Source organism: Nocardioides sp. AE5 (genome assembly GCF_031844485.1).
Taxonomy (GTDB): domain Bacteria; phylum Actinomycetota; class Actinomycetes; order Propionibacteriales; family Nocardioidaceae; genus Nocardioides.
The window spans coordinates 74,403-99,108 of the sequence record NZ_JAUZVI010000010.1 but is presented as its reverse complement, the minus strand read 5'-3'; the positions used below and the strand labels follow the sequence as shown (position 1 = coordinate 99,108).

22 protein-coding genes are annotated in these 24,706 nt (G+C 67.0%); 10 read left to right on the top strand and 12 right to left on the bottom strand.

Features of this window, described 5'->3' with window-relative positions; all coding sequences use genetic code 11:
* Positions 1 to 22 precede the first annotated feature (22 nt).
* The 4 genes from Q9R27_RS14630 to Q9R27_RS14615 all read right to left on the bottom strand — a co-directional run bounded on the left by Q9R27_RS14630 (position 23) and on the right by Q9R27_RS14615 (position 5,785).
* Complete coding sequence (locus tag Q9R27_RS14630) at positions 23 to 1,102, bottom strand: acyl-CoA dehydrogenase family protein (RefSeq protein ID WP_311253131.1); 1,080 nt, start codon at positions 1,100 to 1,102, stop codon at positions 23 to 25.
* Positions 1,099 to 2,313, bottom strand: coding sequence for an acyl-CoA dehydrogenase family protein (locus Q9R27_RS14625; RefSeq protein WP_311253130.1), 1,215 nt, complete (start codon positions 2,311 to 2,313; stop codon positions 1,099 to 1,101). Before Q9R27_RS14625 ends, Q9R27_RS14630 begins: the two co-directional genes overlap by 4 nt.
* Positions 2,310 to 3,071 carry an SDR family NAD(P)-dependent oxidoreductase gene (locus tag Q9R27_RS14620; protein WP_311253129.1) on the bottom strand — a complete coding sequence of 254 codons (762 nt, stop codon included), beginning with the start codon at positions 3,069 to 3,071 and terminating at the stop codon, positions 2,310 to 2,312. The genes Q9R27_RS14625 and Q9R27_RS14620 overlap by 4 nt, the downstream gene beginning before the upstream one ends.
* 107 nt (positions 3,072 to 3,178) lie before the next feature.
* The gene (locus Q9R27_RS14615) at positions 3,179 to 5,785 is read right to left on the bottom strand and encodes a LuxR C-terminal-related transcriptional regulator (protein WP_311253128.1); all 2,607 of its coding nucleotides are present in this window, start codon (positions 5,783 to 5,785) and stop codon (positions 3,179 to 3,181) included.
* 234 nt (positions 5,786 to 6,019) lie between these two features.
* On the opposite strand from Q9R27_RS14615, the gene Q9R27_RS14610 reads away from it, so the two are divergent.
* The 5 genes from Q9R27_RS14610 to Q9R27_RS14590 are packed head-to-tail and all read left to right on the top strand — an operon-like array spanning position 6,020 to position 12,665.
* Positions 6,020 to 7,648: an ABC transporter substrate-binding protein gene (locus Q9R27_RS14610; protein ID WP_311253127.1), complete on the top strand. Its 1,629-nt coding sequence runs from the start codon at positions 6,020 to 6,022 to the stop codon at positions 7,646 to 7,648.
* On the top strand, positions 7,645 to 8,586 hold the full coding sequence (locus Q9R27_RS14605) for an ABC transporter permease (protein WP_311253126.1): 942 nt from the start codon (positions 7,645 to 7,647) through the stop codon (positions 8,584 to 8,586). Before Q9R27_RS14610 ends, Q9R27_RS14605 begins: the two co-directional genes overlap by 4 nt.
* Positions 8,583 to 10,565, top strand: coding sequence for a dipeptide/oligopeptide/nickel ABC transporter permease/ATP-binding protein (locus tag Q9R27_RS14600; RefSeq protein ID WP_311253125.1), 1,983 nt, complete (start codon positions 8,583 to 8,585; stop codon positions 10,563 to 10,565). Before Q9R27_RS14605 ends, Q9R27_RS14600 begins: the two co-directional genes overlap by 4 nt.
* Positions 10,566 to 10,605: 40 nt before the next feature.
* Positions 10,606 to 11,601, top strand: coding sequence for an oligopeptide/dipeptide ABC transporter ATP-binding protein (locus Q9R27_RS14595; protein WP_311253124.1), 996 nt, complete (start codon positions 10,606 to 10,608; stop codon positions 11,599 to 11,601).
* Positions 11,592 to 12,665, top strand: a complete 1,074-nt coding sequence (locus Q9R27_RS14590; protein ID WP_311253123.1) for an LLM class F420-dependent oxidoreductase — start codon at positions 11,592 to 11,594, stop codon at positions 12,663 to 12,665. The genes Q9R27_RS14595 and Q9R27_RS14590 overlap by 10 nt, the downstream gene beginning before the upstream one ends.
* On the opposite strand, the gene Q9R27_RS14585 is transcribed toward Q9R27_RS14590, so the two are convergent.
* The 5 genes from Q9R27_RS14585 to Q9R27_RS14565 all read right to left on the bottom strand — a co-directional run bounded on the left by Q9R27_RS14585 (position 12,646) and on the right by Q9R27_RS14565 (position 18,649).
* Positions 12,646 to 14,052: an alpha-L-fucosidase gene (locus Q9R27_RS14585; protein ID WP_311253122.1), complete on the bottom strand. Its 1,407-nt coding sequence runs from the start codon at positions 14,050 to 14,052 to the stop codon at positions 12,646 to 12,648. The genes Q9R27_RS14590 and Q9R27_RS14585 overlap by 20 nt on opposite strands.
* A 3-nt stretch (positions 14,053 to 14,055) precedes the next feature.
* On the bottom strand, positions 14,056 to 15,621 hold the full coding sequence (locus Q9R27_RS14580; RefSeq protein ID WP_311253121.1) for an AMP-binding protein: 1,566 nt from the start codon (positions 15,619 to 15,621) through the stop codon (positions 14,056 to 14,058).
* Positions 15,614 to 16,528: an SDR family NAD(P)-dependent oxidoreductase gene (locus Q9R27_RS14575; RefSeq protein ID WP_311253120.1), complete on the bottom strand. Its 915-nt coding sequence runs from the start codon at positions 16,526 to 16,528 to the stop codon at positions 15,614 to 15,616. The genes Q9R27_RS14580 and Q9R27_RS14575 overlap by 8 nt, the downstream gene beginning before the upstream one ends.
* Before the next feature lie 117 nt (positions 16,529 to 16,645).
* Positions 16,646 to 17,476 (bottom strand): enoyl-CoA hydratase, encoded by an 831-nt coding sequence (locus Q9R27_RS14570; protein ID WP_311253119.1) that lies wholly within the window; start codon positions 17,474 to 17,476, stop codon positions 16,646 to 16,648.
* Between the two features lie 54 nt (positions 17,477 to 17,530).
* Positions 17,531 to 18,649 carry an alpha/beta fold hydrolase gene (locus Q9R27_RS14565; protein ID WP_311253118.1) on the bottom strand — a complete coding sequence of 373 codons (1,119 nt, stop codon included), beginning with the start codon at positions 18,647 to 18,649 and terminating at the stop codon, positions 17,531 to 17,533.
* A 167-nt stretch (positions 18,650 to 18,816) separates the two neighbouring features.
* Between Q9R27_RS14565 and Q9R27_RS14560 the strand changes: the two genes are divergently transcribed.
* The gene (locus Q9R27_RS14560; RefSeq protein WP_311253117.1) at positions 18,817 to 19,590 is read left to right on the top strand and encodes a class I adenylate-forming enzyme family protein; all 774 of its coding nucleotides are present in this window, start codon (positions 18,817 to 18,819) and stop codon (positions 19,588 to 19,590) included.
* Positions 19,587 to 19,799, top strand: a complete 213-nt coding sequence (locus Q9R27_RS14555; RefSeq protein WP_311253116.1) for a hypothetical protein — start codon at positions 19,587 to 19,589, stop codon at positions 19,797 to 19,799. Before Q9R27_RS14560 ends, Q9R27_RS14555 begins: the two co-directional genes overlap by 4 nt.
* A gap of 23 nt (positions 19,800 to 19,822) precedes the next feature.
* On the opposite strand, the gene Q9R27_RS14550 is transcribed toward Q9R27_RS14555, so the two are convergent.
* Genes Q9R27_RS14550 through Q9R27_RS14540 form a run of 3 tightly spaced genes read right to left on the bottom strand, consistent with a single transcriptional unit; the run spans position 19,823 to position 21,946 of the window.
* Positions 19,823 to 21,016 carry a thiolase family protein gene (locus Q9R27_RS14550; RefSeq protein ID WP_311253115.1) on the bottom strand — a complete coding sequence of 398 codons (1,194 nt, stop codon included), beginning with the start codon at positions 21,014 to 21,016 and terminating at the stop codon, positions 19,823 to 19,825.
* Positions 21,009 to 21,473 (bottom strand): MaoC/PaaZ C-terminal domain-containing protein, encoded by a 465-nt coding sequence (locus tag Q9R27_RS14545; protein WP_311253114.1) that lies wholly within the window; start codon positions 21,471 to 21,473, stop codon positions 21,009 to 21,011. Before Q9R27_RS14545 ends, Q9R27_RS14550 begins: the two co-directional genes overlap by 8 nt.
* Positions 21,470 to 21,946 (bottom strand): MaoC family dehydratase N-terminal domain-containing protein, encoded by a 477-nt coding sequence (locus tag Q9R27_RS14540; RefSeq protein WP_311253113.1) that lies wholly within the window; start codon positions 21,944 to 21,946, stop codon positions 21,470 to 21,472. The genes Q9R27_RS14545 and Q9R27_RS14540 overlap by 4 nt, the downstream gene beginning before the upstream one ends.
* A 421-nt stretch (positions 21,947 to 22,367) precedes the next feature.
* Between Q9R27_RS14540 and Q9R27_RS14535 the strand changes: the two genes are divergently transcribed.
* The 3 genes from Q9R27_RS14535 to Q9R27_RS14525 are packed head-to-tail and all read left to right on the top strand — an operon-like array spanning position 22,368 to position 24,693.
* Entirely contained in the window at positions 22,368 to 23,534 is a 1,167-nt protein-coding gene (locus Q9R27_RS14535) for a Rieske 2Fe-2S domain-containing protein (RefSeq protein WP_311253112.1), read from the top strand.
* A complete protein-coding gene (locus tag Q9R27_RS14530; RefSeq protein ID WP_311253111.1) occupies positions 23,534 to 23,887 on the top strand; it encodes a hypothetical protein in 354 nt (117 codons plus the stop codon). Before Q9R27_RS14535 ends, Q9R27_RS14530 begins: the two co-directional genes overlap by 1 nt.
* On the top strand, positions 23,884 to 24,693 hold the full coding sequence (locus Q9R27_RS14525; protein ID WP_311253110.1) for an SDR family NAD(P)-dependent oxidoreductase: 810 nt from the start codon (positions 23,884 to 23,886) through the stop codon (positions 24,691 to 24,693). Before Q9R27_RS14530 ends, Q9R27_RS14525 begins: the two co-directional genes overlap by 4 nt.
* Positions 24,694 to 24,706 lie beyond the last annotated feature (13 nt).

The following is a 24,706-nucleotide window of genomic DNA, read 5'->3' as shown; positions in this document are numbered from 1 at the left end:
CACATCTGGATGGGGGCCGTGGTCAGACGTTGAGCAGATCACCGATGCGATGGACCGATGGTGGAGCCCCGAGGACCTGGCCCGATGCCTTGGCGCGCTTGAGGAACAGGTGCAGCGGATGCTCCCAGGTGAAGCCGATCCCGCCGTGCACCTGGATGCTCTGTTTCGCGATGTCCACGTAGTTCTCGGTGGCGACGAGATGGCTGATCGCTCCCCAGAGCTCGGCATCAGGCGCTTCGGCATCCACTTTGGCGCAGGCATGGCGTACGGCTGTACGGGTGGACTCCAAGCCGACATAGAGGTCGGAGAGTCGGTGCTTGATGCTTTGGAACGACCCGAGCGAGCGGCCGAACTGGAAGCGGGTCTTGGCATGGGACACGGCGAAGTCGAAGCACGCCTGGGCACCGCCGAACTGTTCGGCGGCCAGCAGGGTCGTCGACTGCGTCGCGAAGGTCTTCCGGACTTCCTGACCGATCCCGGGTTCGCCGACCATCGAGCACGGCGACTCCTTCGTCGTGACCCGGGTGATCTCACGGCTGGTGTCAAAGGGGGGCACCGGGTCGCGCACCAGACCCGGCGCGGTGCCGTCGACCCGGAACAGGCAGGACCCCAGGTCGCCGGCCTCGACCACGACCAGCAGGGTGTCGGCAGTCCCGTCGATGATGAGCCCCAGATCGCCCGAGATCCGCCACCCATCGGCCTGGTCAGGGAGCACCTTCACCTGATCGTCGGCGAAGGTGAGGGTGCCGGTCCGTTCGCCGTTGACGAGATCACAGAGCCAGGATGGCTCCGCCTCACCCAGGGCAACCCGGGCAGCGGGCAGGGCAAGACCCAGGGTCGAGAGCATCGGCAGTTGGGCCAGTCGGGCACCCACGACCTCGAAGCAGCGAGCCAGCATGTCGGTGCGGTGCGGCAGGTCGTTCTCCCAGGCCAGTTCTCCGATGCCCAGCTGCCCGCACACGGCGGGCCACAGGTCACGGTGGGCGCGGCCGTGCGCCGAGTCCGACGCAGGTGAAGGGTGTACGTCGTGCCGGTCGAGGAGCGTGCGCAGCGACTCTGCAAGCGCCTGTGTCTCCGAGGTTGTGGCAGTGTCGGTGCTCATCCTCGCCGGGTCTCCTTCCAGGAAGAGGTCTTGTCGACGCGTGGCTCCGGTTCCAGTCCCAGGACGCGTTCGCCGATGATGGTCCGCATCACTTCTGAAGTGCCGCCCTCGATCGAGTTCGCCCGGCTGCGCAGGAACCGGTAGTGCGGATACGAATGGGCGGTCGCCGTGGCTGAGAGATCGGGGCGGCGCATCGGATAGCCGTAGGGATATTCGAGGCCCTCGGCACCGAGCAGGTCCAAGCACAACTCTGCCATGTCCTGGGTGCATTCCGCCCAGAGGATCTTGCCGACGGGGCCGAGGTGGGCCGTCTTCCCCGGTGGCGCGTGGCGGGTCAGGTTCTTGAGGAGTTCGTTGCGGATCCAGAGACGGACCAGACGGCTTCGCTCGTCGGGGTCCCGATCACCGTTCGCCGCCCAGAGCTGGATGACGGCCTCCATCGGGTCCGCGCCGGGGCCCGATGTGGCGGCGAGGGCACCCCGCTCGTTGGTCAATGTCGTCAGGGCGACCCGCCACCCGTCTCCGACCTCGCCCAGTCGATAGGCGTCAGGGAGGACCAGCCCGTCGAGGCGGACCTGGTTGAACTCGGCCTCGCCGGTGAGCTGGTAGAGCGGGAGCACCTCGATTCCCGGGCTGTCCATCGGGACGATGAAGAAGGTCAGCCCCGCGTGCTTGGGAGCATCGGGGTCGGTGCGGGCCAGAAGCAGGCCCCAGCTGGCCTCGTGGGCGAGCGAGGTCCAGACCTTCTCTCCCTTGATGATCCACTGGTCACCATCGCGCACCGCGGAGGTGGAGACATTGGCGAGGTCTGACCCTGCACCGGGCTCGGAGAAGAGCTGGCACCACAACTCCTCCCCGACATAGAGCGGACGCAGGCGTGCCTGGTGAGTGGCGGTTCCGAACGCCATGATGGTCGGTGCGGCCATCCCCACGCCGATCACGGACTGTGGGGGAGTCGCGGGTGTGCCCAAGGCGCCGAGCTCCGCGAGCGCCCGTGGAAGTTCCTCCGGGGTCAACCCCATGCCTCCGAGACCCTCGGGGAAGGTGGGCCAGGCAAGACCAAGGTCGAAGATGTGGGCACGCTGGGCGGCGAAGTCGAGATCGGGATCAGCGAGGGCGGTCCGCAAGGCACTGATCCGCTCGGCGAGATGGTCAGGCAGGGATGCCCCTTGCTCGTGGTCGAACCCCGTGGTTCGGGTGGACGGCGTCACTGGTGCAACCTCATCCCTGCGTCGATCCGGATGCAGTCACCGTTGAGGTAGTCGTTCTCGATGATGTGCTGGACCAGCCGTGCGAACTCCTCAGGTGCGCCTGCTCGCTCGGGATAGACGTAGTCCTTCGCGCGACGCTCGCGCACCGATTCGGGGAGTGCGTCGAAGGCGGGGGTAGCGAACACCCCTGGCGCGACGGCCATCACCCGGATCCCCAACGGGGCCAGGTCTCGAGCCAGCGAGTGGACCAGCGGTGTCAGGGCACCCTTGCTGGCGACGTACGACGACATCCCCTGACTCCCGTCGAGTGCGGCGATGGAGGACACGTGGATGATGACGCCGCGGGAGTGTCCCTCCGGCTCCGCAGCTGCCATCGCGCTCCCGATCTGCCGGGTCAGGTCGTAGGCCGCGATCAGGTTGAGCTCGATCACTCCGCGCCACGGTTCAAGGTCGGCCGGTCGTCCTGCGCGATCGACGGTGCGGTGAGGTTGGATGCCTCCCCCGGCACAGTTCACCAGGACCCCGATGTGCCCGACCTCGCCCGCATGCCGCAGCAGGTTCGCGACATCGTCGGGAGAGGTGATGTCGGCCTCCACGACTACCGCCCCCGGGATCGACTCCTGCAGCCGCTCGAGTCCGCCGGGATCCCGGTCGACGCCGATGATCCGGGCGCCGTGGGTGGCCAGGAGTTCACTGGTGGCGCGGCCGAGGCCGGAGGCGGCGCCGGTGACGATTACGACCGTTCCATCGAGTTGCATCTTTTCGGTCTCCGAGTCTGGTGGCGTCACACGATGCGAGTCGCGTCTGCTGACGTCCAAACCCTAGGAATCCGGGGGACTCCTCGACACTAAGGATGCCCCTGCAATTAGCGCTGCCGCTCGGGCCCGTCCAACTTGAGGCGGCCCTCGTCCAGGGCCCGTGCCAGGTCGAGGCGATTGCGGCAATTCGTCTTGGCGTAGAGCCGACTCAGATAGGCCTCGACCGTTTTCACGCTCAAGAACATGATCTTGGCGATGTCCTTGTTCGAATGAGCAGCTTGGACGAGCCGGGCCAGCTGCACTTCTGTCTCGGTGAGGTTCTCGGAGTCGTTGCGTGGCCGTCGAGGAACCTTCAAGCCCCTGCTGCGCAACTCGGCTGCCGTGGACCGGCGCCAAGGGATCGCTTCGAGCTGCCCGAAGATCCTCATCGCGGCGACCAGGTCCGGTTCGGGATCGGACGCCAGGAGGCCTCGGTAGAGATGTGCCCGGCCAGTGAGCAACTGCAGTCGGGCTTCGCGTGCCTCCTCCAGGGCGGTGGTCAGAAGGACCGCATCGGAGTCCACCCGCCCCAGAGCGAGTCGGCAGGTGATCCTGCTGCGACGGCTCACACCGTCGAGGCCCCATCGCAGGTCGATCTCAGTCAGGCACTTGTCGACCAGAGCACGGTCCCCGCTGCTCGCCGCGGTGTCGGCCAGGCGGGTGAGCAGCGAGACCCGGAATCCGTCAGGAACGTCGTGTTCCTGGAGTTGGAGGGAGAGGCGTCCCGCCGCGGCGGTGGTGGCCCCCTCCATGACATCGATCTCGGCCAGTGCCTCACTCTGCAGGGACCTGCGCATCTCCGTGTCGCCGACCAGTGAATGGGCTACCTTGCGTGCACTGGCGACCTCGCCCCTGCCCACCAGGATCTCCACACGCAGGTGACGCATCAGGTTGAGAAAGCTCGTTGCCCCGGACAGGGCCAACTGCTCATCGCATTCCTCGGCGATCTGCAGTGCTCGGTCCCATTCCCCGATGTCGGTGGCGCCCATGGCCTGGGCATAGAGAACCTCAGGGAAGTGCAGCCCCCATGTCTCGTCGGAGAGGAGTTCCTTGGCCAGGTCTGCTGCGGCCAGGCTGTGCTCCGGGCTCCCGTAGACCGCATGGACGTGAGCGATCGTTGCGTAGGCGTTCAGCTGGGAGTCGGCCGGCGCTGCCAGCACGATGCGCTCCAGCCGGCTGACCTCCTCCCACGCGTCGTTGAACTGTGTGGAGACGCAGAGGCTGTGCAGGACGTTGGTCAGGACGTTGACCTGTTCCCGGGGTGTGAGCAGGTCAACGGACGCGCGAGCCTTGTCGATGCGTGACCTTGCCTCGGAGTGGCGGCCAGCCATGGTGAGCAGATAGGCGGCCTGCGCATCCTGGAGGGGGCCGGTCGGGCGGGTGCGTCCCGAGCTCAGCATCTCGCCAGCCTCGGCGACAGCTGCCGTCACCTTCATCGCCTCGGTGAGGACGGGCAGCAGCCACGGAGGCGTCGATCCGTCCGGGGCGGCCCCGCTCTGCTCTCGGAGCAAGGCGGCTCTTCCCAACTGGACCGCTTCCTCCGCCCTGCCGGCGAGCAGATAGGCGCGGGCCAGGCAGGCGCTCGTCTCGGGGATCTTCGGGGACCCGTCGGGGAGCAGTTCCAAGGCGCGCCGATAGCACGTCACGGCCAAGGAAGGCGCGTTGCCGCAAACCTTGTCCGCTGTGCTGATCAGCGCAGTCACCCCGGCTGGGTCGTCGGCGGACACATAGGCAAGCAGATGCTCGGCAAGAAGCGTCGCGGACCCTTCTCCTCGTTCCCGCAGGTGCAGCGCAGCCGCACGATGGATGTCGGTTCGTTGAACCGGACCGAGTTCGTCACGGAGCGCAGAGGCCAGCCACGGGTGCCGGATGTGCCACCGAGCCTCACTCTCCGTCTGCCGCAGCAGGCCGTGGCGCAGCATCGTGTCGATGTGTTCGGCAACCGTGGGGCGTGGCTGGCCAGTCAGTTCGACGATGAGGCCCAGGTCTTCGGGACCGACCGTGCGGAGAGTCGCGACGATACGGGCCGTGGACCTGACTGCATCGCTCTGGTTGGTCAGCATCCGACTGACCATCAGGCCGTCAGTCCCGGGTTGGACCACTCCGAGCATCCTCACCGCGATATGTCGGGCCACGAGAGGATTGCCGGCGGAGGAGACCACGATGTCATTGACCTGCTCGGGGGAAAGTTGGTCGGTCAGGCGCTTCCCGAGTGCCTTGGTCAGGCGTGCCTTGTCCAAGGGTTTCAGAACGACCACGGCGGTACGGTCCGCCGAATCTGGGTGGTAGAGCTGCCGACTCAGGTCGGCGTGGATCACTCGACCGCACGTCCTAGTTGCCACGACCACCGTTCCCGCCGGCACCGGCAGAGGAACGTTGCCCAGTGCGGGTCCCCGGGGTGCGAGATCGGCATCGTCGAGGAGCACGATCTGGGGTGGGGTGCTGCGGGGGGAGGAGTCGGGAGTGGGCTCGTAGCGGGACCAGGACACTACCTCCGCCCCCTGGGCGCCAAAGTGCGCGGAGATCCCCTGGAGTCCCCAGGTCTTGCCGATGCCGGGCTCGCCCTCGATGATGAGGACGCCGCCCAACGGCAGCAACCCACGGACCTGCCCGACAAGTTCGTCGTGTCGTACGCTGGGCGCGTGGTGCGGTTCCTCGTCTCCCGACCGACTCACGGAACAAGGTCCTTCCGATTGCAGCCAACAACGGTTCCGACAGTAGCGCTTCGCATTGGGTTGGGCCATGGATGCGCCGTGAGCCCTCGGCCAGGAGTGGCTGGACTGGTCAATCTCAACGACGTACCTGCCTAAGGGTGGGGGAGTCCCCACTCCCCGATCCAGGGGCATGGAGTCGAAGGTACAGGTGAGATTGTGCCGCGCCCAGTGGCCAGTGGATGAAGGGAAACAGCCGTGCTGAACTCACGGAAGAGATGGAGCGCAGGCGTAGCCGCCGCGCTCCTGGCCGGAGCGGTGGCTCTTGCCGGCTGCAGCACGCCGGCCGACACGGAACGAGCGGGTGACGAGCCCGTGCCGGGCGGCACACTGAAGTTCGTCGTGAGCGCCGACGCCAATGGCTTCGACCCACAGAACGACACCTTCTCGGGCCAGACCAACACCATGGCCAGGACCATCCTCGAGCCACTGACCATCCTCGACGCCGAGGGGAACTGGCAGCCCTACCTTGCCGAGTCCGTGGAGCCCAACGATGACGCAACCGAGTGGACCATCGTCCTGCGTGGGGGCATCAATTTCTCCAACGGAGACGTGCTGGATGCGGACGTGGTGGCGAAGAACCTCGAAGGTCACCGAACCAAGCCAGTCAACGCCGGAACCTTGGCTGACATCGAGTCGATCACCGTCGCCGGCGAGCGGACGGTCGTCGTCAGCATGGCCAGGCCCTGGGCGACCTTCCCGATGTATCTCACCACCCAGATCGGGCTGGTCGTGCCGGAGGAGTCCCTGGAGAACCCGGACGAGGCGAGCGCCAACCCGATCGGTACGGGCCCGTTCCTCTTCGGGAAGCACCTGCGGGACAGCTCCCTGACCGTCGAGAAGAACCCGGACTACTGGCGAGCGGACGAGGGGTTGCCCTACCTGGACGGCATCGAGTTCCGGATCATCCCCGATGACGAGGCCCGGGGACTGGCTCTGGAGTCCGGGAACGTGGCAGGCATCTCGACCCGGGATGCCAAGGACGTGGCCAAGTTCAAGGACGACGCCGACTACATCGTGACCCGGACGACCGGCATGGCCGTCCCCGAGTCGGTCTACGTGCTCAACACTGCTCAGGGCGCGCTGCAGGACGAGTCCGTACGACGTGCCCTGGCCGCGGCCACTGATCGACAGACCATCATCGACGTCGTGCGTGAAGGCTTGACCGAGCCCGCCAGCGGCCCGTGGTCGGAGGACTCTCCCTGGTACGTGGAGTCCGACTACCCCGACTTCGATCTGGAGGCGGCCCAGAGCGCGATCGCCGAGTACGAAGCGGCCCACGGGCAGATCGAGCTCACCCTGATGACGCTCGCGGACGCATCGGCTCTGCAAACGGCACAACTCGTCCAGGACATGTGGAAGAAGGCAGGTGTCGACCTCACCATCGACCAGCTCGACCAGGGAACCCTGATCGACCGGTTGATCAAGGGCAACTACGACATCTCTTCCATGGTCGAGTTCAGTGCACCTGACCCCGACATGGAGCGTCTGCTCTTCCACGGTGCCACGCTTGCTCCGATCGGCGAGATCTCGCCCAACATCACCCGGATCGACGAGGAGTTGATCAATGACGGGTTCGATCGCGGTCGTGCCTCGATCGACGAAGCCGAGCGCAAGGATGCCTACGCGCAGGTGCAGCGTCGACTCGGCGAGATCGTTCCGATCATCTGGATCGACCACCTCAGTACTGCCTCCATCATCACCAGCGCATCGGTCGGCGGGGTTGGACAGTACGAGCTGCCCAGCGGTCAGATGGAGTACGGCCCGTACGGCAATCCGTCCCCGGCACTCAACTTCCATGCAGTCTGGATCGTGGACCAGGAATGATCGGATTCCTTGCAACCCGAGGATTGCGGCTCTTCGCAGTGCTCGTCGTGGTCAGCTTCCTGGCACAGCTCCTCATCGAGCTGCTGCCCGGAGACCCGACCACCGCGATCCTCGGGCTGCAGGCGTCCCCGGAGGCCCGGGCCCAGCTCCACAGCGATCTCGGACTCGACCAGGACCCGGTCAGCCGCTACTTCTCCTGGGTCGCGGCGGCAGCCCAGGGAGACCTCGGCACCTCGATCTCGTGGGGGACGCCCGTCACCGACACGATCCTGGAACGACTCCCGATCACTCTCGAACTGTTGGGATGGTCGATCCTGCTGGCGCTCCTGATCGCCGTTCCCCTGGCCGTGCTGACGGCCGACCGGCCCAACGCCTGGACCAACCGCATCGCAGCCGTCTCCAGCCTCACCCTGATCTCGACCCCCGTGTTCATCCTGGGAGTTCTCCTGGCAGGGGTGGTGGGACTGAAGCTGGGCTGGGTCGACGTCAGTGGCTATGTGGGGTGGGACGGCGGACCGGGTCCCCACCTGCAGTCACTGGCACTGCCGGCGGTGACCCTCGCGCTCGGGCAGGTCGCGATGTACTACCGGATGCTGCAGAGCGACCTGTTGAGGACACTGCGCGAGGACTACCTGCTGCTGGCGAGGACGCGTGGGTTCGGCCGGCAGCGCATCCTCTGGGTGCATGCGCTCCGGCCCTCGTTGACCTCGCTGTTGACCGTCCTGGGGCTCACCATCGGGTCCTTGATCGGTGGTGCCGTCATCATCGAGTCGATCTTCGGGATCCCCGGCCTGGGGCGGCTGCTGATCAACGCCAGCCTTGCCCGCGACTTCGTCATGGTGCAGGGCGTGGTTCTGGTGATCGGCCTGACCTACGTGGTCGTGAATCTGACCGTGGACTTCTTGTATGCCGCCTTTGATCCAAGGATTCGTCTGTGAGTACCTCCATCGGCCTGCGTCGGGCACGTGCATCGCATGCCCCACGCTCTCGGCTCCTCCTGTGGCTGTGCGCGGCCTGGGTGGTCCTGGTCATCGGGTTGGCTCTTCTGGCCGACGTGCTTCCCCTCGCTGACCCGACCGAGACGCTGGTGGGTGACCCCCGCAGCGGGCCCAGCAGTGATCACTGGCTGGGCACGGACGTGCTGGGCAGGGACGTGCTGGCCAGGGTCGCCCACGGGGCCAGGGTCTCCTTGGTGGTCGGGCTGGGGGCGACTCTGATCGGGCTGGTGCTGGGCGGCGTCATCGGACTGCTGGCCGGCTATTTCCGGGGCTGGGTCGACACCGTGCTGATGACCGTGGTGGACGCTGCGCTGGCCTTCCCCAGCCTGGTCGTCGCGCTGCTCGTGGTGACCTTCATGGGACCGTCACTGCTCAACGTGCTGCTGGTCCTGGGAATCCTCAGCGCTCCGGCCGCGGCACGTGTCGTCCGGGGCGGAACCCTGACCGTCTCACGTCGCGAGTTCGTGACCGCAAGCCGAGCGCTCGGTGCTCGACCGAGGAGGACCATCCTGCGCGAGGTGCTGCCGAACGTCGTGCCAGCGACTCTCTCCTTCGGATTCCTCAGTGTCGGCCTGGTCATCGTGGCCGAAGGGAGCCTTGCGTTCCTGGGCCTCTCGGTCAGGCCACCGACCCCGACCTGGGGGGCGATGGTCGAGGAGGGTCGGGCCAGCTTCGAGGTGGACCCGTGGGCGACCCTGGGGCCTGCGGCCGTGATGATCCTGACCGTCCTGGCCATGAACCTGATCCACGACGTCATGACCAGCGATGTCACCACGCTGGCCGAGTTGGAGGTTGATCCGGACGAGTCGGTCCCGCTCGCATCCTTCGAGGAGCTACAACCGAGCTCCGACGATGGCGGCCTGGTCAACGGCGTCGAGCCGAGTGACGCGGCCCTCGCCGTGGAAGACCTCCGGGTGACCTTCGACACACCCTTCGGGCCGTTGTACGCCGTCAATGGCGTCTCCCTGGCGGTCCGGCCCGGGCAGACCCTGGGGATCGTGGGGGAGTCCGGGTCAGGAAAGTCGGTGCTGATCAGGTCCATCCTGCGCATCCTGACCGGTTCGGTCCGGGAGCACCGGGGTCGCGTGTGGATCAGTGGAAGTCAGGTGTCTGGACTCTCGGACGAGGAGTTCTCCACCCATGTCCGGGACCGCACCGGAACCATCTTCCAGGACACGAGCACGGGGCTGAACCCGGTGCGCAAGGTGGGTGTTCAACTGCGCGAGGTGATCCGGTTCCAGACCGGTTGCAGCCGTGACGAGGCAGGGGCCCGCGCTCGGCAGTTGCTCCAGGACGTCGGCCTGTCCGACCCGGACCGACGGCTGAGGCAATATCCGCACCAGCTCTCCGGGGGCATGCGCCAGCGCGTGATGATCGCGATGGCACTCGCCTGTGATCCTGAGGTGATCCTCGCCGACGAGCCGACGACAGCCCTCGATGTCACGGTCCAGGACCAGGTGCTCCAGCTGTTGCACGAGCAGCACGAGACACGAGACACCGCACTGGTTCTGGTCAGCCACGACCTGCCGCTGGTGGCGAACTGGGCGGACGAAGTCGTCGTGATGTACCTGGGCAGGATCGTGGAGAGTGGGCCGGCGGACGAAGTTCTCGCCCATCCGCGGATGCCCTACACGAAGGCGTTGTTGGATGCCGTGCCCTCACCCTTCGACGAAGGAACGGCGCGGCTCAAGGCAATTGGGGGTCAGCCACCACGGCCAACGGATGCCGGAAGCGGGTGTGCCTTCGCGACTCGATGCCCCTTCGTCCAGGACAAGTGCCGCCAGGAGACCCCTCCGTTGCTGCAGGGTGACGGTCCGGTGCGGCACCAGTACGCCTGCTGGTACCCCCTGCCTGCCACGGGCGCGGGCGGCTCCCCTGAGCCATCGACCCTGCACGAGGAGGCTCACCATGGCCGGTAGTGGACAGGATCACCTGAGACCGGAGCCGACGGTGCTTCGCGTGGAGCGACTCGAGGTCCAACACCGGGTCGGCCCTCGCAAGGTGCTGCGCGCCGTCTCCGACCTCAGCTTCGACATCGCCAGGGGTGAGACACTCGGAGTCGTCGGCGAATCGGGCTGCGGCAAGTCGTCGGCCGCGATGGCGATCATGCAGCTCGCCGAGCAGACCGGTGGCTCGATCAGCATCGAAGGACGGGACCTGCCCGGACTCTCCGCAGCCAACCTGCGCCGCGCCAGGCAGCAGATGCAGATCGTCTTCCAGAGCCCCCAAGCGTCCTTGAACCCGCGGCGCCGGGTCCGCGACCTGATCGGCGAAGGCCTACGGATCTGGGAAGGGAAGGTCGATCCGGATCGGGTCAACGAGCTGATGCTCGCCGTTGGCCTCGACCCGGAGATGGCGGATCGTCGTCCCGGAGAGCTCTCCGGCGGCCAGTGCCAGCGGGTCAGCATCGCTCGCGCGCTGGCAGTCCAGCCCACCCTGCTGGTCTGCGACGAGCCGGTCTCCGCCCTCGACGTCTCGGTTCAGGCGCAGGTGCTCAACCTGCTCAAGGACCTCCGTGACGAGTTGGGGCTTTCGATGCTCTTCATCTCGCACGACCTGGGCGTTGTCAACTACATCAGTGACCGCGTCCTGGTGCTCTACCTGGGCAAGTCCTGCGAGATTGCCGGCACCAGAAGCCTCTTCAACCGACCGCGCCACCCCTACACCCATACGCTGATGGCGGCACTGCCGGGCGCCAAGGAGCGTGGCTTGAAGAGTCACGCACAGGTGGGGGTCGAGATGCCCTCGCCGATCGACCCTCCCAGCGGATGCCGATTCCACACCCGTTGTCTGCTTGCCACGGAGAGGTGCCGGACGGAGGAGCCGGCCCTGGCCGAGGTGGAAGCCGACCACTGGGTCGCGTGTCATCACCCGATCGACCCGGACCTCGCCCTCACCGACCCGGAAGTCACCCTCACCGACACGAACCGACAGGAAGAGGAACAATGCGTCTAGGGATCACGACGGCCTCGTACACCGCCAACTTCGAGGAGAGTGTGGAGCTCCTGGCGGACTACGAGGCCGCCGGAATCGAGCTCGTCGCCGTCCCCGAGGCCTACTCGTTCGATGCCGTGAGCCAACTGGGCTACATCGCCGCCAGGACGAGGACGATGCGGTTGACCTCCTCGATCATGCAGATCTACTCGCGCACGCCGAGCCTGACCGCGATGACCGCGGCCGGACTCGACTACGTCTCCGGTGGGAGATTCATGCTCGGGATGGGGGCGTCGGGACCGCAGGTCATCGAGGGCTTCCACGGCGTCCCCTACCACGCACCCCTGGCGCGCACGCGGGAGATCATCGAGATCTGTCGCAGCATCTGGCGACGCGAACGCCTTGTCCATGACGGTGCTCACTACCAGATCCCGCTGCCGGCCGAACGTGGCACCGGGCTCGGCAAGCCACTCAAGCTGATCGACCACCCGGTGCGTGAGCGGATCCCGATCTCCCTGGCCGCGATCGGGCCGAAGAATGTCGCCCTCGCAGCTGAGCTGGCGGAGTCATGGCAGCCGTTGTTCTTCCATCCACAGCTGGCGTCGCAGGTCTGGGAGGAGCCCCTGCAGGGGGGGTTCTCGCGACGGGACCCCTCACTCGGGGCACTCGACGTGATGCTGCAGGTGAGTTTTGCCCTCGGCGAGCCCAGTCCGGAGAGTCTGGCCGCGATCCGTGGGCAACTGGCCCTCTACATCGGCGGGATGGGAGCTGCCGGCCGCAACTTCTATCACCGACTGGCTTGTCGCTACGGCTATCAGGAAGAGGCAGACGAGATTCAACGGCTCTACCTGGCAGGGAGGAAGGCCGACGCCGCGCAGGCGGTCCCGGAGGACCTGGTTCGGGCCGTCTCCCTGATCGGCGATGAGGACGAGGTGCGTCGCCAGCTCGATGAGTTCGCAGCGGCGGGAGTGACGACCCTCCTGCTGACTCCGTTGGCCGGCGACCCGGCGCGACGTCTGGGCGACGTACGTCGACTCGCGCAACTGGCACGTGGCAGTGCCGCCGTCACGGCTCCGGCCGGGTGACGGGTCCGCGTTGTTCGTTGCTGGCTTCCAGCGGCCGCACCGACGACGAAGGCGTCAGGCGCAGCGCCATCACGGTGCCCGCCTCGGCGCGCTCCGGCAGGATCACGGTCACCCCCGAATCGTCACAGGAGTGCTGCAGGGGGATGTTGCCGTCGACCATGGTGATCGAGACATCCTCCCCAACCTCGAGGGGCAGGTGGACGTCCCCCTGGGGCACCTCGAACCGGGGGAGTGCGAACAGGTCTCCGTCCCGTTCGGTGAACCACGTTGCTGGACCTGCTGATGCTCGCCGGGGGGCCGACGGCCAGGGCGTGGTGCCGAGCACGGCGGAACCGTTGCGCCTCATCCACCAACCGATCCCCAGGAGGGCCTCGGACTGCTTCCAGGGGATGCCGCCGTGCGCCATCGGCCCCAGGTTGATCAGGAAGTTCCCGCCGCGCCCGATCACCTCGACCATCTCGGAGATCAGGTCGGAGGACGGGGCGTAGCTCTCGTCCTCGAACCGGTTGTACCCGAACGACGTGCCGATCCCCCGACACGCCTCCCACTTCTGTGTGGTGGGAGCTCCTGCGTAGTCAGGCTCGCACTCCCAGGTGCGGAAGTCACCGCGGATCTTCTGCCCGTCGCGGGAGAACGTGCCGAACCGGTCGTTGACGACGCCGTCCGGCACCTGCTCGCGGTAGCGCTCCATAAGGCCACTGAGGTTCAGGTCGCGCGGACAGCCGTAGTCGTTCCACAGCACCGAGGGCCGGTAGCGATCGATGAGCTCGCGCCAGTGGGAGTCGGCATAGGCGACGTACGCGGGCGACTGCGGGAGTGCGTCGTGCATGGACGCCTCGTCGGTGATCGGGATGCCGCCGAAGGTCCAGTCGACCCCGCAGTAGTAGACCCCGAAGCGGATGCCGCGTGACCGCACGGCGTCGGCGAGCTCCCCGACGATGTCCCGCTCGCTCTGCCACGACGGCTGATGCGGATTGGGGTGCTTGCTCGGCCAGAGCAGGAAGCCGTCCTCGGGCTTGGTCACCAGCACCACGTATCCCGCTCCCGATGCCTCGATCAGGTCGGCCCAGGCGGTCGGGTCCCACGCCTGCAGGTGGGCATGCCACCGGGGCGCGAAGTCGGCGTAGGTCATCCCGGGAAAGTGCTCTGCGTGGTAGCGAGCTGCGGAGCTGCCGGGGATGTTGATCGTGTTCTGGTACATCTCGGCGTAGGGAATCTCCTGCCACGCCTTGTGCTCGTCTCCTTCGCGGGACTCCTGCACGAAGCTGTTGACAGGGGCATAGCCGGGAATCGCCGCCATGGTCCAGTGGATGAAGACACCGAGCTTCACCTCGTCGAACCAGGAATTAGGCGCCGGTGATCGGAGGTCGTCCGTGGACTCGTCCACCGCTCAGCTCCCGGCTTCCTGGAGGGTGGCGGCGTACTGGCGTGCCAGGTCGCGCAACGGTGCCTTGAGCAACTTGCCGGCATCGCTTCGGGGCAGGGAGTCGACGAGGTGGAACTGGCGTGGGCACTTGTAACCAGCCAGCAGTTCGCGGCAGTGCTCGCGGAGAGTGTCGGCCAAGGCGTCGGACGAGTCGTCGACGTGTGCGTCGGTCTGGACGAAGGCCACCACGGACTCCCCGAACTCGGGGTCGGGGATCCCCACGACCGCGACGTCGAGCACCGCGGGGTGGGAGTGCAGGACTGCCTCGATCTCCGCGGGATAGATGTTCACGCCGCCCGAGATGATCATGTCGATCTGCCGCCCCGATATGTAGAGGTAGCCGTCCTCGAGGTGGCCGATGTCGCCTCCGCTGCCGAACCCGTCGCGGTCGTGGGCCTCGTCCGTCTTGTCGGGGTCGTTGTGATATTCGAAGTCCTGCCCCTCACGACGGGTCCAGATGATGCCTGTAGCCCCTTCGGGCACCGGGTGCCCGGCCTGGTCGGTGATCCTCAGGTCCACCGTCGGGATGGCACGTCCGACCGAGCCCGGGCGGTCGAGCCACTCGGAGGCGGTGATCTTGGTGGCCATCCCGGTCTCGGTGCCGCCGTAGTACTCGGTGATGACGGGACCCCACCAATCGATCATCCTGCGCTTGGTCTCGAGGTCGCACGGGGCACCACCGTGGGCGACCACCTCCAAGGAGGCACCGTCGAAGGCGTCCTTGGTCTCCTGGGAAAGGCGCAGCAACCGGACGAACTGCGTGGGCACCAGGTGGACATGAGCGATCCGTTGCTCGTCGATCGTGCTGAGCAGGTCGGTCACGGAGAGACGTCCCGGCGTCACCAGGGTGGAGCCGCAGACGAAGGGGAGCAGCGCGAAGGACCACGGTGCCGAGTGATAGCCGGGACCGGCCAGCAAGGTCGGCCGGCCTGGCGCCATCTCCATCAGCTCGAGGAAGCCCCGGGCGCCGGCCAAGAACTCCTCCGGGCTCTCCCCACCACCGTGTGCGCGGACTCCCTTGGGGTGCCCGGTCGTTCCTGAGGTGTACATCATCGGCCGGATGGCCAGCTGGTGCGCCGGTTCGTGCTCGGGCTCCGCGGCCATGGCCTGGTCGAGGCTGATCGCATCTTCGGCCGGGGAGCGGTCATCGATCACCAGGATCGGGAGAGCGGGGCGCTCGCTGCGTGCGTTCGCCTCGTGAGCGACCTCGACGAACTCCGAGGAGACGAAGACCAGTCTGGACCCGCTGTCCTGGAGGACGTAGGCGAGTTCGTCGCTGGTCCAGTGCCAGTTGACCGGAATGGTGACCACACCGAGCTGCAGCGTCGCCAGAGTCACTTCCCACCAGGCGCTCGAGTTGCGGCCCATCAGGGCGATCCGGTCACCCGGCTCGCATCCCATGCCGGCGAGCAGGTGCATCAGCTGGTTGACCCTGGCATTGGTCACGCCCCAGCTCTGCGCGCCGAGCTCATCGATCAGGGCGGCCCGGTCACCGTGAGCATCGGCATGGGCACGAAGCAGTTCAGCCATGGGTTGCCTCGGCGATCATGGGGAGCAGCAACTCGGCCTCCTCAGCCGCATTTCGCGGAACGACAGCAGGTTCGGTACGGCGGATGTCCGCGATGTGTTCTCCGATCCTCTCAGCATCGGGCAAGGTGTCCCCGGCCGCGAACCACCCCGGCCCGACCCCCACGAACACGCGGGCGAATCGACCGCCGCCGGCGCTGAAGATCTCCTGGGTGACCGAGCTCTTCTCGGAGCAGAGATAGCTGACCAGGGGGACGACAAGGCTGGGCTCGACCAGACTGGCTGCGTCGCCCATGATCTCCTCGGTCATCCGTGAACGGGCGACTGGTGCCACCGTGTTGCAGAGGACGCCCTTCCGTTCGCCTTCGATCGCGACAGTGCTCGCCAGACCCACGAGTCCCATCTTGGCCGCCGCGTAGTTGGCCTGCCCGAAATTCCCGAAGAGGCCCGCCGCCGACGTCGTCATCACGATGCGTCCGTAACCCTGCTCGGCCATCACCCGGAAGGCCGGCACGGTCATGTTGAATGCGCCCCGCAGGTGGACGGCCAGAACCGGGTCGATCAGATCGGAGTCCAGCTTCATCAGGCTCCGATCGCGCAGGATCCCGGCATTGTTGATCAGCACGTCAAGGCGCCCGAACTCCTCCGTCGCGGTCTCGACGAGTGCCCGGGCCGCATCCTCATCGGTCACCGAGGCCGTGGACGCGAGAGCGGTACCCCCTGCATCCCGGATCTCCCGGACGACCTCCGAAGCCGGACCCGAATCCGCGCCGGACCCGTCCAGACCCGCACCGGCGTCGTTGACGATGACCGCAGCGCCGCGCTCGGCCAGGTCCAGCGCATAGTGGCGTCCCAGCCCTCGTCCGGCGCCGGTGACGATGGCCACACGGCCTGTGAAATCGATGGTCATGTCGTCATTCCTTGAGTCAGTTCCGACAGTGTCGTCTCCACCCTGTGGGCCGGGGACCGGCCTCACCAGTGGGGGAGCCTCTTCGAATAGTGTGCGGCGCGGCTGGGCCGTGCCGGTTCACTTGCGAGCCAGCGTGAAGGACGGATCGATGGGCAACCCGAAGAGTTGCTGGTTGTGGCTGTGGCACAGCTGGTGGTTGGCGAACGCAGTCTGCATGGCACTGGAACGCCCCTGTGCGTCCTGGGCGGCGTTCACGGACGCCTTGGCCAAGCGCAACGCCAGGCTCGGCTTGGTGGCGATCCTCTCGGCAAGATCCAGGGTGACCTGGATCAGGTCCTGGCGAGGAACGACATGGTTGACCATCCCGAACCGGTGGGCCTGCTCGGCCGTGAGGGCTCCGGAAGTGAAGAGCATCTCCTTGGCGATCCGCGGCGGGAGCTCCCACGGGTGGTTGAAGAACTCGGCGCCTGCGACCCCCATGTCCACGGTGTTGTCGATGAACTCCGCATCGTCGCTGGCCACGATGAGGTCGCAGGGCCAGGCCAGCATCAGGCCTCCGGCGATGGCCTTGCCCTGGACAGCGGCGATCGTGGGCTTGGGCAGGTTGCGCCAACGCTCGCTGAATCCGAGATAGATCTCGCTCTCCTTGGCGAGGACTCCTTCGGCTCCCGGCAGGTGGTGGCCGCACCAGGTACCGACCCGTGGGCGTCGGTCGAAGGTCTCGTCCATCGTGGTCTCGGTCAGGTCGTGCCCGGCCGAGAAGTGTGGACCGCTGGCGGTGAGGACGACTGCTCGGACCGTGTCGTCGGCAGCGGCGCGGTCGAAGCCGTCGTTCAACTGGTAGAGGAGCTCGCTGCTCTGCGCGTTGCGCGCCTCCGGTCGGGCGAGCTCGATCCGAGCCACCCCCGGCCGCGGAGTTTCGTAGGTGATGAGAGGGATGGTTGACATGGTGCTGCTCCAGACAAGACGTCAAGGGTGGGGTCGGTGATGCGTTCGGTCCGTTCAGGCAGGACAGTCATCCGGTGCGGGCTCACCCGCGAGACGAGCGTCCAACCAGTCGATCGCGTCGGGCATGGCCACGTCGGTGATGTCGAGGTGCCCGGTGTCGGGGTAGAGCGTGAGCTTCTGCTCCCAGTCCAGGGAGCATGCCTTCTCAGCGATCCACTCGGCCCCCAGCGGGGGATTGATCCAGTCCTCCTCACCCTGCAGGATCAGCAGCGGTGCATCGGAACCTGCCCGGGGGACGGCGTTGTCGCTCAGCAGGGTGCGCAGCCGATCAACCGCGACCGGGTCGGAGACCTCGAACTCCTCGGCCGGCAGTTCGTAGTAGGCGCCGACGACCTCCTCGTAGCACTCGGTGCGTGCCACGGGGAGCAGGTTCATGGCGTCGGGACCCAGGTAGTCCTGCAGGTCCAGCCGAGGGTTCTGGGTCTTCAACCCGAGGAGCATCATCACGTACAGGCCCCGGACGAAGGGGTCCAGTGTGTGCACCTCGCCGGCTATCGGACTGGCATCGGGTGCCGGCGCGAAGGAAATGGTGCCGCGCAGGTCCAGACCGTCGCCGTACCGCTGCGAGGCGTCTCCGGCAGCGACCGCGGCGTGGCCACCCTGGGAGTGCCCGACGGAGAACCAGGTGTCGGAGAACTGGGGTCCAAGCCGATCGGCCGCTCGGACCATGTCGATCATGCTGCGGGCTTCGCTCTCGGCGACCAGATAGGGATGGAGGCCGAGGCCGCCCAACCCCTCGTAGTCGGTCGCCACCACCGCGTAGCCAGCATCGAGGAACGCTTGGAAGGGGGCATAGTTGACGTAGTCGTCGTCGCGCGACGGCGCGCACTTGTCGGCGAGCCCGGTGGTTCCATGACCCCACGAGACCACGGGCCATCCGCCCGCGGGTGGAGTGCCGGCCGGTCTCATGACTAACCCGGTGACCAGCACCGGGATGCCGTTCGTGGCCGTGGAGAGGTAGGTCACCCGGTGCGCGATGACGTCGCTCGGCGTACCGGGCACGGCCTGCTTGGTGAGCACCAGGCCGCGGAGATCGAAGAACCAGCCCGTTCCCTTTGCGTTGACGGGTGGGTGGAGCATCAACGAGATGCTCATCACGAGCAAGATTGCCATGCTGCGAGCCAAGACCTTCATTCGAACTCCTTTGCCGGAACGTCTCTGTGAGGGACGCTAGGGAGCCGCCGGCGCACGGACTACTCAAGGTCTCCCTACAGTTAGGAGGGCGACCCGCGAACCGCTTGTCTGCTCGCCCGTCACCCGGCACGGTTCCATCCGTGCGCATGACCGATTACCTCCTTCGTGGTCGCTCGCTGGCGGCCGAGAGGATCGCCTTCCGGGACGACTCACACGCCTTCACCTATGCCGAGGTGGACTCGATGACCCGGGAGGCGGCCAGCGGGATGATCGACCTGATCGGACCAGGGCGGTCCTTCCGGGCAGCGATTCTCTCGCCCAACGATTCCCGCGCCTTCATCGCGCTGATTGCCGCAGTCCGTGCGGGGGGCGCCTGGGTGCCGGTCAACGCCCGCAATCCGGTCTCGGTGTCGGCGTCCTACCTGGCCGCTGTGGGCTGCGACGTACTGCTCTTCCACTCCGACCTTGCGGCCGAGGCTCAGCAACTCGCCCAGCGGGTCCCCTCGATCCGCTACCTCGTCTGCGTCGATGACCGGCCGGCGTCCGGTCAACATGGCCTCTCCGACCTCAGGGCGCGTGGTGCGAACCGCCCTGCGGAGGACCTGGGTGCTGACCCCGATCGGATCATGGCCGTCTATCCCACCGGTGGAACGACCGGACTGTCCAAGGCGGCCATCTGGACGGATTGGGTGTGGCAAGCGGCAACGACCGCCTTCTGGACCTCGATGCCGGTTCGGAGACCGCCCACGCACCTCGTGGTGGCGCCGATGAAGCACGCTGCCGGAGGCGTCGCGCTGTGGATGATGGCGCAGGGCTCAACGAATGTCATGTGTCGCAGTTCGGACCCACGTGATGTGCTCGAGGCGATCCAGGAACACCGCGTCACGCATCTCTTCGTCCCCCGACGCTGCTGTACATGATGCTGGCCCATCCCGAGGTAGGGAACTTCGACTACTCCTCCCTCGACCACCTGCTCCTGGCCGCTGCCCCTGCAGCACCGGAGAAGGTGCGTGCGGCGATGGACAGTGAGTCCGTGGTGCAGGATGCCGAGTGCGGCCATGCGTACGCCTCCATGAGAGTCGGGGCCGCCGCACCGATCACTTCGGTGCCTGGCAGCAGGGTCGGCTGACCCCGGGACCAGCCGGACCGGTGTCAGTCCAGGCGCTCGATGATCGTCGCGTTGGCCATGCCTCCGCCTTCGCACATCGTCTGCAGCCCGAATCGGCCACCGGTGCGTTCCAAGCCGTTGAGCAGGGTGGTCATCAAACGGGTCCCGCTGGCACCCAGGGGGTGGCCGAGGGCGATCGCGCCGCCGTAGGGGTTGACCCTCTCGAGCCGGGCGCCGGTCTCCCGTTGCCACGCCATCGTGACGGAGGCGAAGGCTTCATTGCACTCGAACTGATCGATCTCCTCGACCGAGAGGCCGGCTCGATCGAGAACCTTGCGCGTCGCCGGGGCGGGGGCATCCAGCATCACCACCGGGTCCGAGCCGACCACGGCGAAGGCATGGAGACGGGCCCTCGGCCGCAGCCCCAGCTCCTTGGCGCGCTGCGAGGTCATGATCAGCATGGCGGATGCGCCGTCCGTGATCTGGCTCGAGTTGCCGGCGGTGATCAGGCCGTCCTCGATGAATGCCGGCTTCAGGCCGGCGAGCACCTCGGTCGTGGTGCCGGGGCGGATGCCCTCGTCGCGCGTGACCGTGGCTGTGCTCGCGCGCTCCTCACCCAGCCGGTGCTCGGCAACGGGGACGATCTCGTTCTCGAAGTCCCCGCGCGTGGTCGCGGCTTCGGCGAGCTCATGGCTCCGGGCGGCGAACTCGTCCAGGTCGCGCCTGCTCAGGTTGTGTCGGGCAGCCAGCATCTCGGCCCCGACGCCCTGGTGGGGCAGACCCTTGACGCCGTAGTTCTCCTGGTCGGCATAGCGGGCGCTGGCCGCAGGCCCGATCGGGAACGTGTCAGGCAGGAGCGCGCCGCCCATCTTGGTGGTGGACATCAGTTCGGTGCCGGCCGCGATGGCCACGTCATAGGCCCCAGAGATGACTCCCTGCGCCGCGAAGTGGACGGACTGCTGCGAGGACCCGCACTGACGGTCGATGGTCGTGGCGGGGACCGACTCCGGGAATCCTGCGCCGAGCACCGCATAACGTCCGATGTTGCCGCCCTGGTCACCGATCTGGGTGACACAGCCCATCACGACGTCATCGACGAGGGCCGGGTCCAGTCCGGTCCTGGCGATCAGCGCCTTGAGGGTCTCGGCAGAGAGGTCGGCGGGGTGCCACCCGGACAGCACGCCGTTGCGCCGCCCTCCGGCTGTGCGAACGGCGTCGACGATGACTGCGTCACGCATGGGGAAGCTCCGATCGATCGGTGTTGGATTCGGTTGAGGAAGGCGTGGGGACGAACAGCGCAGTCGCGGACCCGGTCAGCACGACGGACTCATCCTGGTTCGTGACGGCGAGGTCGAGGTGAACCTCGAGACCGAGCTCCGATTCGCGGCGCTCGAGCACGGTGGCGACTGCCTTGAGCGAGTCGCCCGGCCAGACCTTCTCCACGAATCGGGCGCGGTACGTGCGGAGCGCGGGTGGCCCGACCAGGGACTGGAGGAAGGAGCCGCAAAGCCCCATCGTCAGCATTCCGTGACCGAAGACACTCGGCAGGCCCGCGGCTTCCCGGGCATAGACCTCGTCGGTGTGGATGGGGTTGAAGTCGCCTGAAGCGCCGGCGTACTGCACGATCTGGGACCGGGTCAGGCCCTCGACCAGCGTGCCGGTGTGCTTCGTGCCGACCTCCCACTGGGTGCTCATTCGTTGCTCGATTCGGTGATGACGGAGGTGGAGGTGGAGGTGATGACGAGTTCGCCGCGCTGATTGCGGAACTCCTGCACTCCTTGACTGAAGGTCAGCTGCCCACCTCGTCGGCCCGTCTTCGTCCAGGTCGCGCCGGGGATCGTGGTCACCGTCAGCACGTCGCCAGGGTGAACGGGGGCGTGGTACTCGTACGCCTGCTCGGCGTGCAAGAGGTTGCGGGCGCTGTCCTCCTGTGCCGTTACCCCCGTGGCTCCGCGGCCCGATCCGATCCAGGGGACACCGGGGCGCGGCCGCAGCTCCCAGTCCTCGTCGAAGTGTGCCTGCGCGGCGGTGAACGTGGGAGGCGCGGTCACGGAGGTCGGATCAGTCAGGCCGGGCCCGTCGAGCCGGTACATCTCGTGTTCGTCGCCGACTGCACTGGCGAACATCGCCATGTGTCCCCACTCGATGGGGAAGGCATTGATCTGCAATGTGTCGCTCCTGTGATGACGGTGATGCGTGCCGATCGTTCGGCTCCTGCTGCATCGACCATAGGAACGCTCCCCACCTCGCGGGTACTACGGAATGCCCTGCACTTAGCGCGGGCGGGCTGGTCAGGGTCAGGTCGTCCTCGGCAGCGATCCCGAAGGCGCTCTTGCGGTAGAACGACAGGGCCCGCATCACGTCGTTGGCTACGGCCCGATCGGTGAAACCGGGAAACAGGGACCGGAGGCTCACCAAGACGTCTCGGCTCATGGAGACAGCGATCCTCGGGGCCGCGCCGACCCGACGCACTTCTTCCGATGAGTGGGACTCATCCGGGCGCCGGTCGGAGTAGCGTCACAGACTCGGACACAGGCATGGAGCGGCACCGTGGCCAGGCCCGGCCCCAGCACGGATGGAGACGAGAAGATGACTGCAGTCGAGGACGAGGTCCGCAAGATCGAAGCCGATGCGGCACCGACCCGGTTCGCCCGTGGTTGGCACTGCCTGGGGCTCGCGAAGGACTACCAGGACGGCAAGCCGCACCAGGTGATGGCGTTCGGCGAGAAGCTGGTCGTCTTCGCCGGCCAGGACGGCAAGGTCAACGTGCTGGACGGCTACTGCCGCCACATGGGCGGCGACCTCTCCCAAGGCACCGTCAAGGGCAACGAGATCGCCTGCCCGTTCCACGACTGGCGCTGGGGCGGCGACGGCCGCTGCAAGGCGATCCCCTATGCCCGGCGCGTCCCGCTGCGCGCCCGCACCGCCTCGTGGCCGACGATGGTCCAGGACGGCATGCTCTTCGTCTGGAACGACCCGCAGGGCAACCCGCCGCCGGCCGACGTCACCATCCCGGTGATCGACGGCGCCTCCGACCCCGGCTGGACCGACTGGCAGTGGTACTCGATCACGATCGAGGGCGCCAACTGCCGCGAGATTGTCGACAACGTCGTGGACATGGCGCACTTCTTCTATGTCCACTACTCGTTCCCGACCTACTTCAAGAATATCTTCGAGGGCACCACGGCCACCCAGTTCATGAACGGGGAGGGACGTGACGACGTGATGCGTCCCCAGAGCTCCGGCAGTGGCGCCCCGCGCGCGACCGGGAACTCGTCAGTGGCGGCGTACCACGGGCCGTCGTTCATGATCGACGACCTCGTGTACCACTACGAGGGGTTCGACGTGAAGAGCGTCCTGATCAACTGTCACTACCCGATCGACGCCAACTCGTTCGTGCTGCAATACGGCATCATCGTCGAGAAGCTTCCCGGGATGGACGACGAGGCTGCCGACGCGATGGCCCGCAAGATGGGCGAGTTCATCAAGATCGGGTTCGAGCAGGACGTCGCGATCTGGAAGAACAAGGCCCGCATCGACAACCCCCTGCTCTGCGAGGAGGACGGTCCCGTCTACCAGCTGCGCCGGTGGTACGAGCAGTTCTACGTCGACGTTGAGGACGTCACCGCGGAGATGACCGACCGGTTCGAGTTCGAGATCGATACCAGCCGTCCCAACGAGGCGTGGAAGGCCGAGGTCGCCGCGAACATCAAGGCCCGCGAGGCCGCGGCCGCCGAGCAGGGCCAGACGGTCTGATGGCCGTCCGGCCCGACAACCGCCTCGAGGACGGGGCGATGCAGCCGGTGGAGTGCACCGCCTGCGGCGCCTGCGTCCTGGTCCGCAAGAGCAGCTGGGAGCAGACGTCGCTGCAGTGGTCGGGTGAGGCGATCGAGGCCTGCCTCGAGCGCCGTGCCGCCTCGCCGCGCTCCGGCCCGAACGGGGCAGCGTTCTCCGGCTGCGGTTCGCTGCGCGACTCGGTCACCGCTGCGGTCAACCGTGGCGACGTCACGGTGCAGATCGAGGACCCACTCAAGACCAACCCCGAGGCGGCCCACGCCGACGGAGCCGGCCATGGACATGGCCACGGACAGGAGCACGCACACGCATGAGCAGCAACATCACGGTCGAGAAGTACGGACCCTGGGCGGTCATTGCCGGGGGCTCGGAGGGAGTCGGCGCGAGCTTCGCCGACCAGCTGGGCGCGGCGGGGCTGAACCTGGTGCTCCTGGCCCGCAAGCCGGGTCCGCTCGAGGAGACGGCCGAGCAGGTACGGCGTGCCCACGGCGTCGAGGTGCGCACCCTGTCGGTCGACCTCACCGAGGCCGACGCCGTCGAGCAGATCGCTGGTGTCACTGAGGGCCTCGAGGTCGGGCTGCTCGTCTTCAATGCGGGCGCCAACACCTATGGCCACGAGTTCGTCACGGGCGACCTGGCGAAGTTCGGCAAGGTGATCGACCTCAACATCAACGCGCAACTGGCGCTGGTCCAGCACTTCGGTGCCCCGATGAAGGAGCGGCGTCGCGGCGGCATCCTGCTGGTCGGGTCGCTGGCCGGCTTCATGGGATCGGCGCAGATCAGCATCTATGCGGCGGTCAAGGCGTTCTGCCGGGTCTTCGCCGAGGGCCTGTGGCTGGAGATGCGTGACTACGACGTGGACGTGGTCGAGTTCGTCCTCGGGGTCACCCGCACCCCGGCCATGGCGCGCGCCGGCCTCAACTTCGACATCCCCGGCATGCACGTCTCCGAGCCCGACGACGTGGCCCGGCAGGCGCTCGCCGCGCTCACCGAGGGACCGGTCCAGATCGCCGAGGGCAACGAGAAGGCCGTCGAGATCCGCAGCGGCACCGACCGTCACAAGTTGGTGCTCGGGGCGCACGAGGCCTCCAAGCGGATGCTCCCGCCGGCCTCGGACTGATCCGCCTCCGGTG

What these genes read in the sequence shown, in the direction of transcription:
- Q9R27_RS14630 (WP_311253131.1), bottom strand. Translation starts at nt 1,102, where the DNA reads ATGAGCACCGACACTGCCACAACCTCGGAGACACAGGCGCTTGCAGAG.
- Q9R27_RS14620 (WP_311253129.1), bottom strand. Translation starts at nt 3,071, where the DNA reads ATGCAACTCGATGGAACGGTCGTAATCGTCACCGGCGCCGCCTCCGGC.
- Q9R27_RS14605 (WP_311253126.1), top strand. Translation starts at nt 7,645, where the DNA reads ATGATCGGATTCCTTGCAACCCGAGGATTGCGGCTCTTCGCAGTGCTC.
- Q9R27_RS14590 (WP_311253123.1), top strand. Translation starts at nt 11,592, where the DNA reads ATGCGTCTAGGGATCACGACGGCCTCGTACACCGCCAACTTCGAGGAG.
- Q9R27_RS14580 (WP_311253121.1), bottom strand. Translation starts at nt 15,621, where the DNA reads ATGGCTGAACTGCTTCGTGCCCATGCCGATGCTCACGGTGACCGGGCC.
- Q9R27_RS14575 (WP_311253120.1), bottom strand. Translation starts at nt 16,528, where the DNA reads ATGACCATCGATTTCACAGGCCGTGTGGCCATCGTCACCGGCGCCGGA.
- Q9R27_RS14570 (WP_311253119.1), bottom strand. Translation starts at nt 17,476, where the DNA reads ATGTCAACCATCCCTCTCATCACCTACGAAACTCCGCGGCCGGGGGTG.
- Q9R27_RS14565 (WP_311253118.1), bottom strand. Translation starts at nt 18,649, where the DNA reads ATGGCAATCTTGCTCGTGATGAGCATCTCGTTGATGCTCCACCCACCC.
- Q9R27_RS14560 (WP_311253117.1), top strand. Translation starts at nt 18,817, where the DNA reads ATGACCGATTACCTCCTTCGTGGTCGCTCGCTGGCGGCCGAGAGGATC.
- Q9R27_RS14555 (WP_311253116.1), top strand. Translation starts at nt 19,587, where the DNA reads ATGATGCTGGCCCATCCCGAGGTAGGGAACTTCGACTACTCCTCCCTC.
- Q9R27_RS14550 (WP_311253115.1), bottom strand. Translation starts at nt 21,016, where the DNA reads ATGCGTGACGCAGTCATCGTCGACGCCGTTCGCACAGCCGGAGGGCGG.
- Q9R27_RS14545 (WP_311253114.1), bottom strand. Translation starts at nt 21,473, where the DNA reads ATGAGCACCCAGTGGGAGGTCGGCACGAAGCACACCGGCACGCTGGTC.
- Q9R27_RS14535 (WP_311253112.1), top strand. Translation starts at nt 22,368, where the DNA reads ATGACTGCAGTCGAGGACGAGGTCCGCAAGATCGAAGCCGATGCGGCA.
- Q9R27_RS14530 (WP_311253111.1), top strand. Translation starts at nt 23,534, where the DNA reads ATGGCCGTCCGGCCCGACAACCGCCTCGAGGACGGGGCGATGCAGCCG.
- Q9R27_RS14525 (WP_311253110.1), top strand. Translation starts at nt 23,884, where the DNA reads ATGAGCAGCAACATCACGGTCGAGAAGTACGGACCCTGGGCGGTCATT.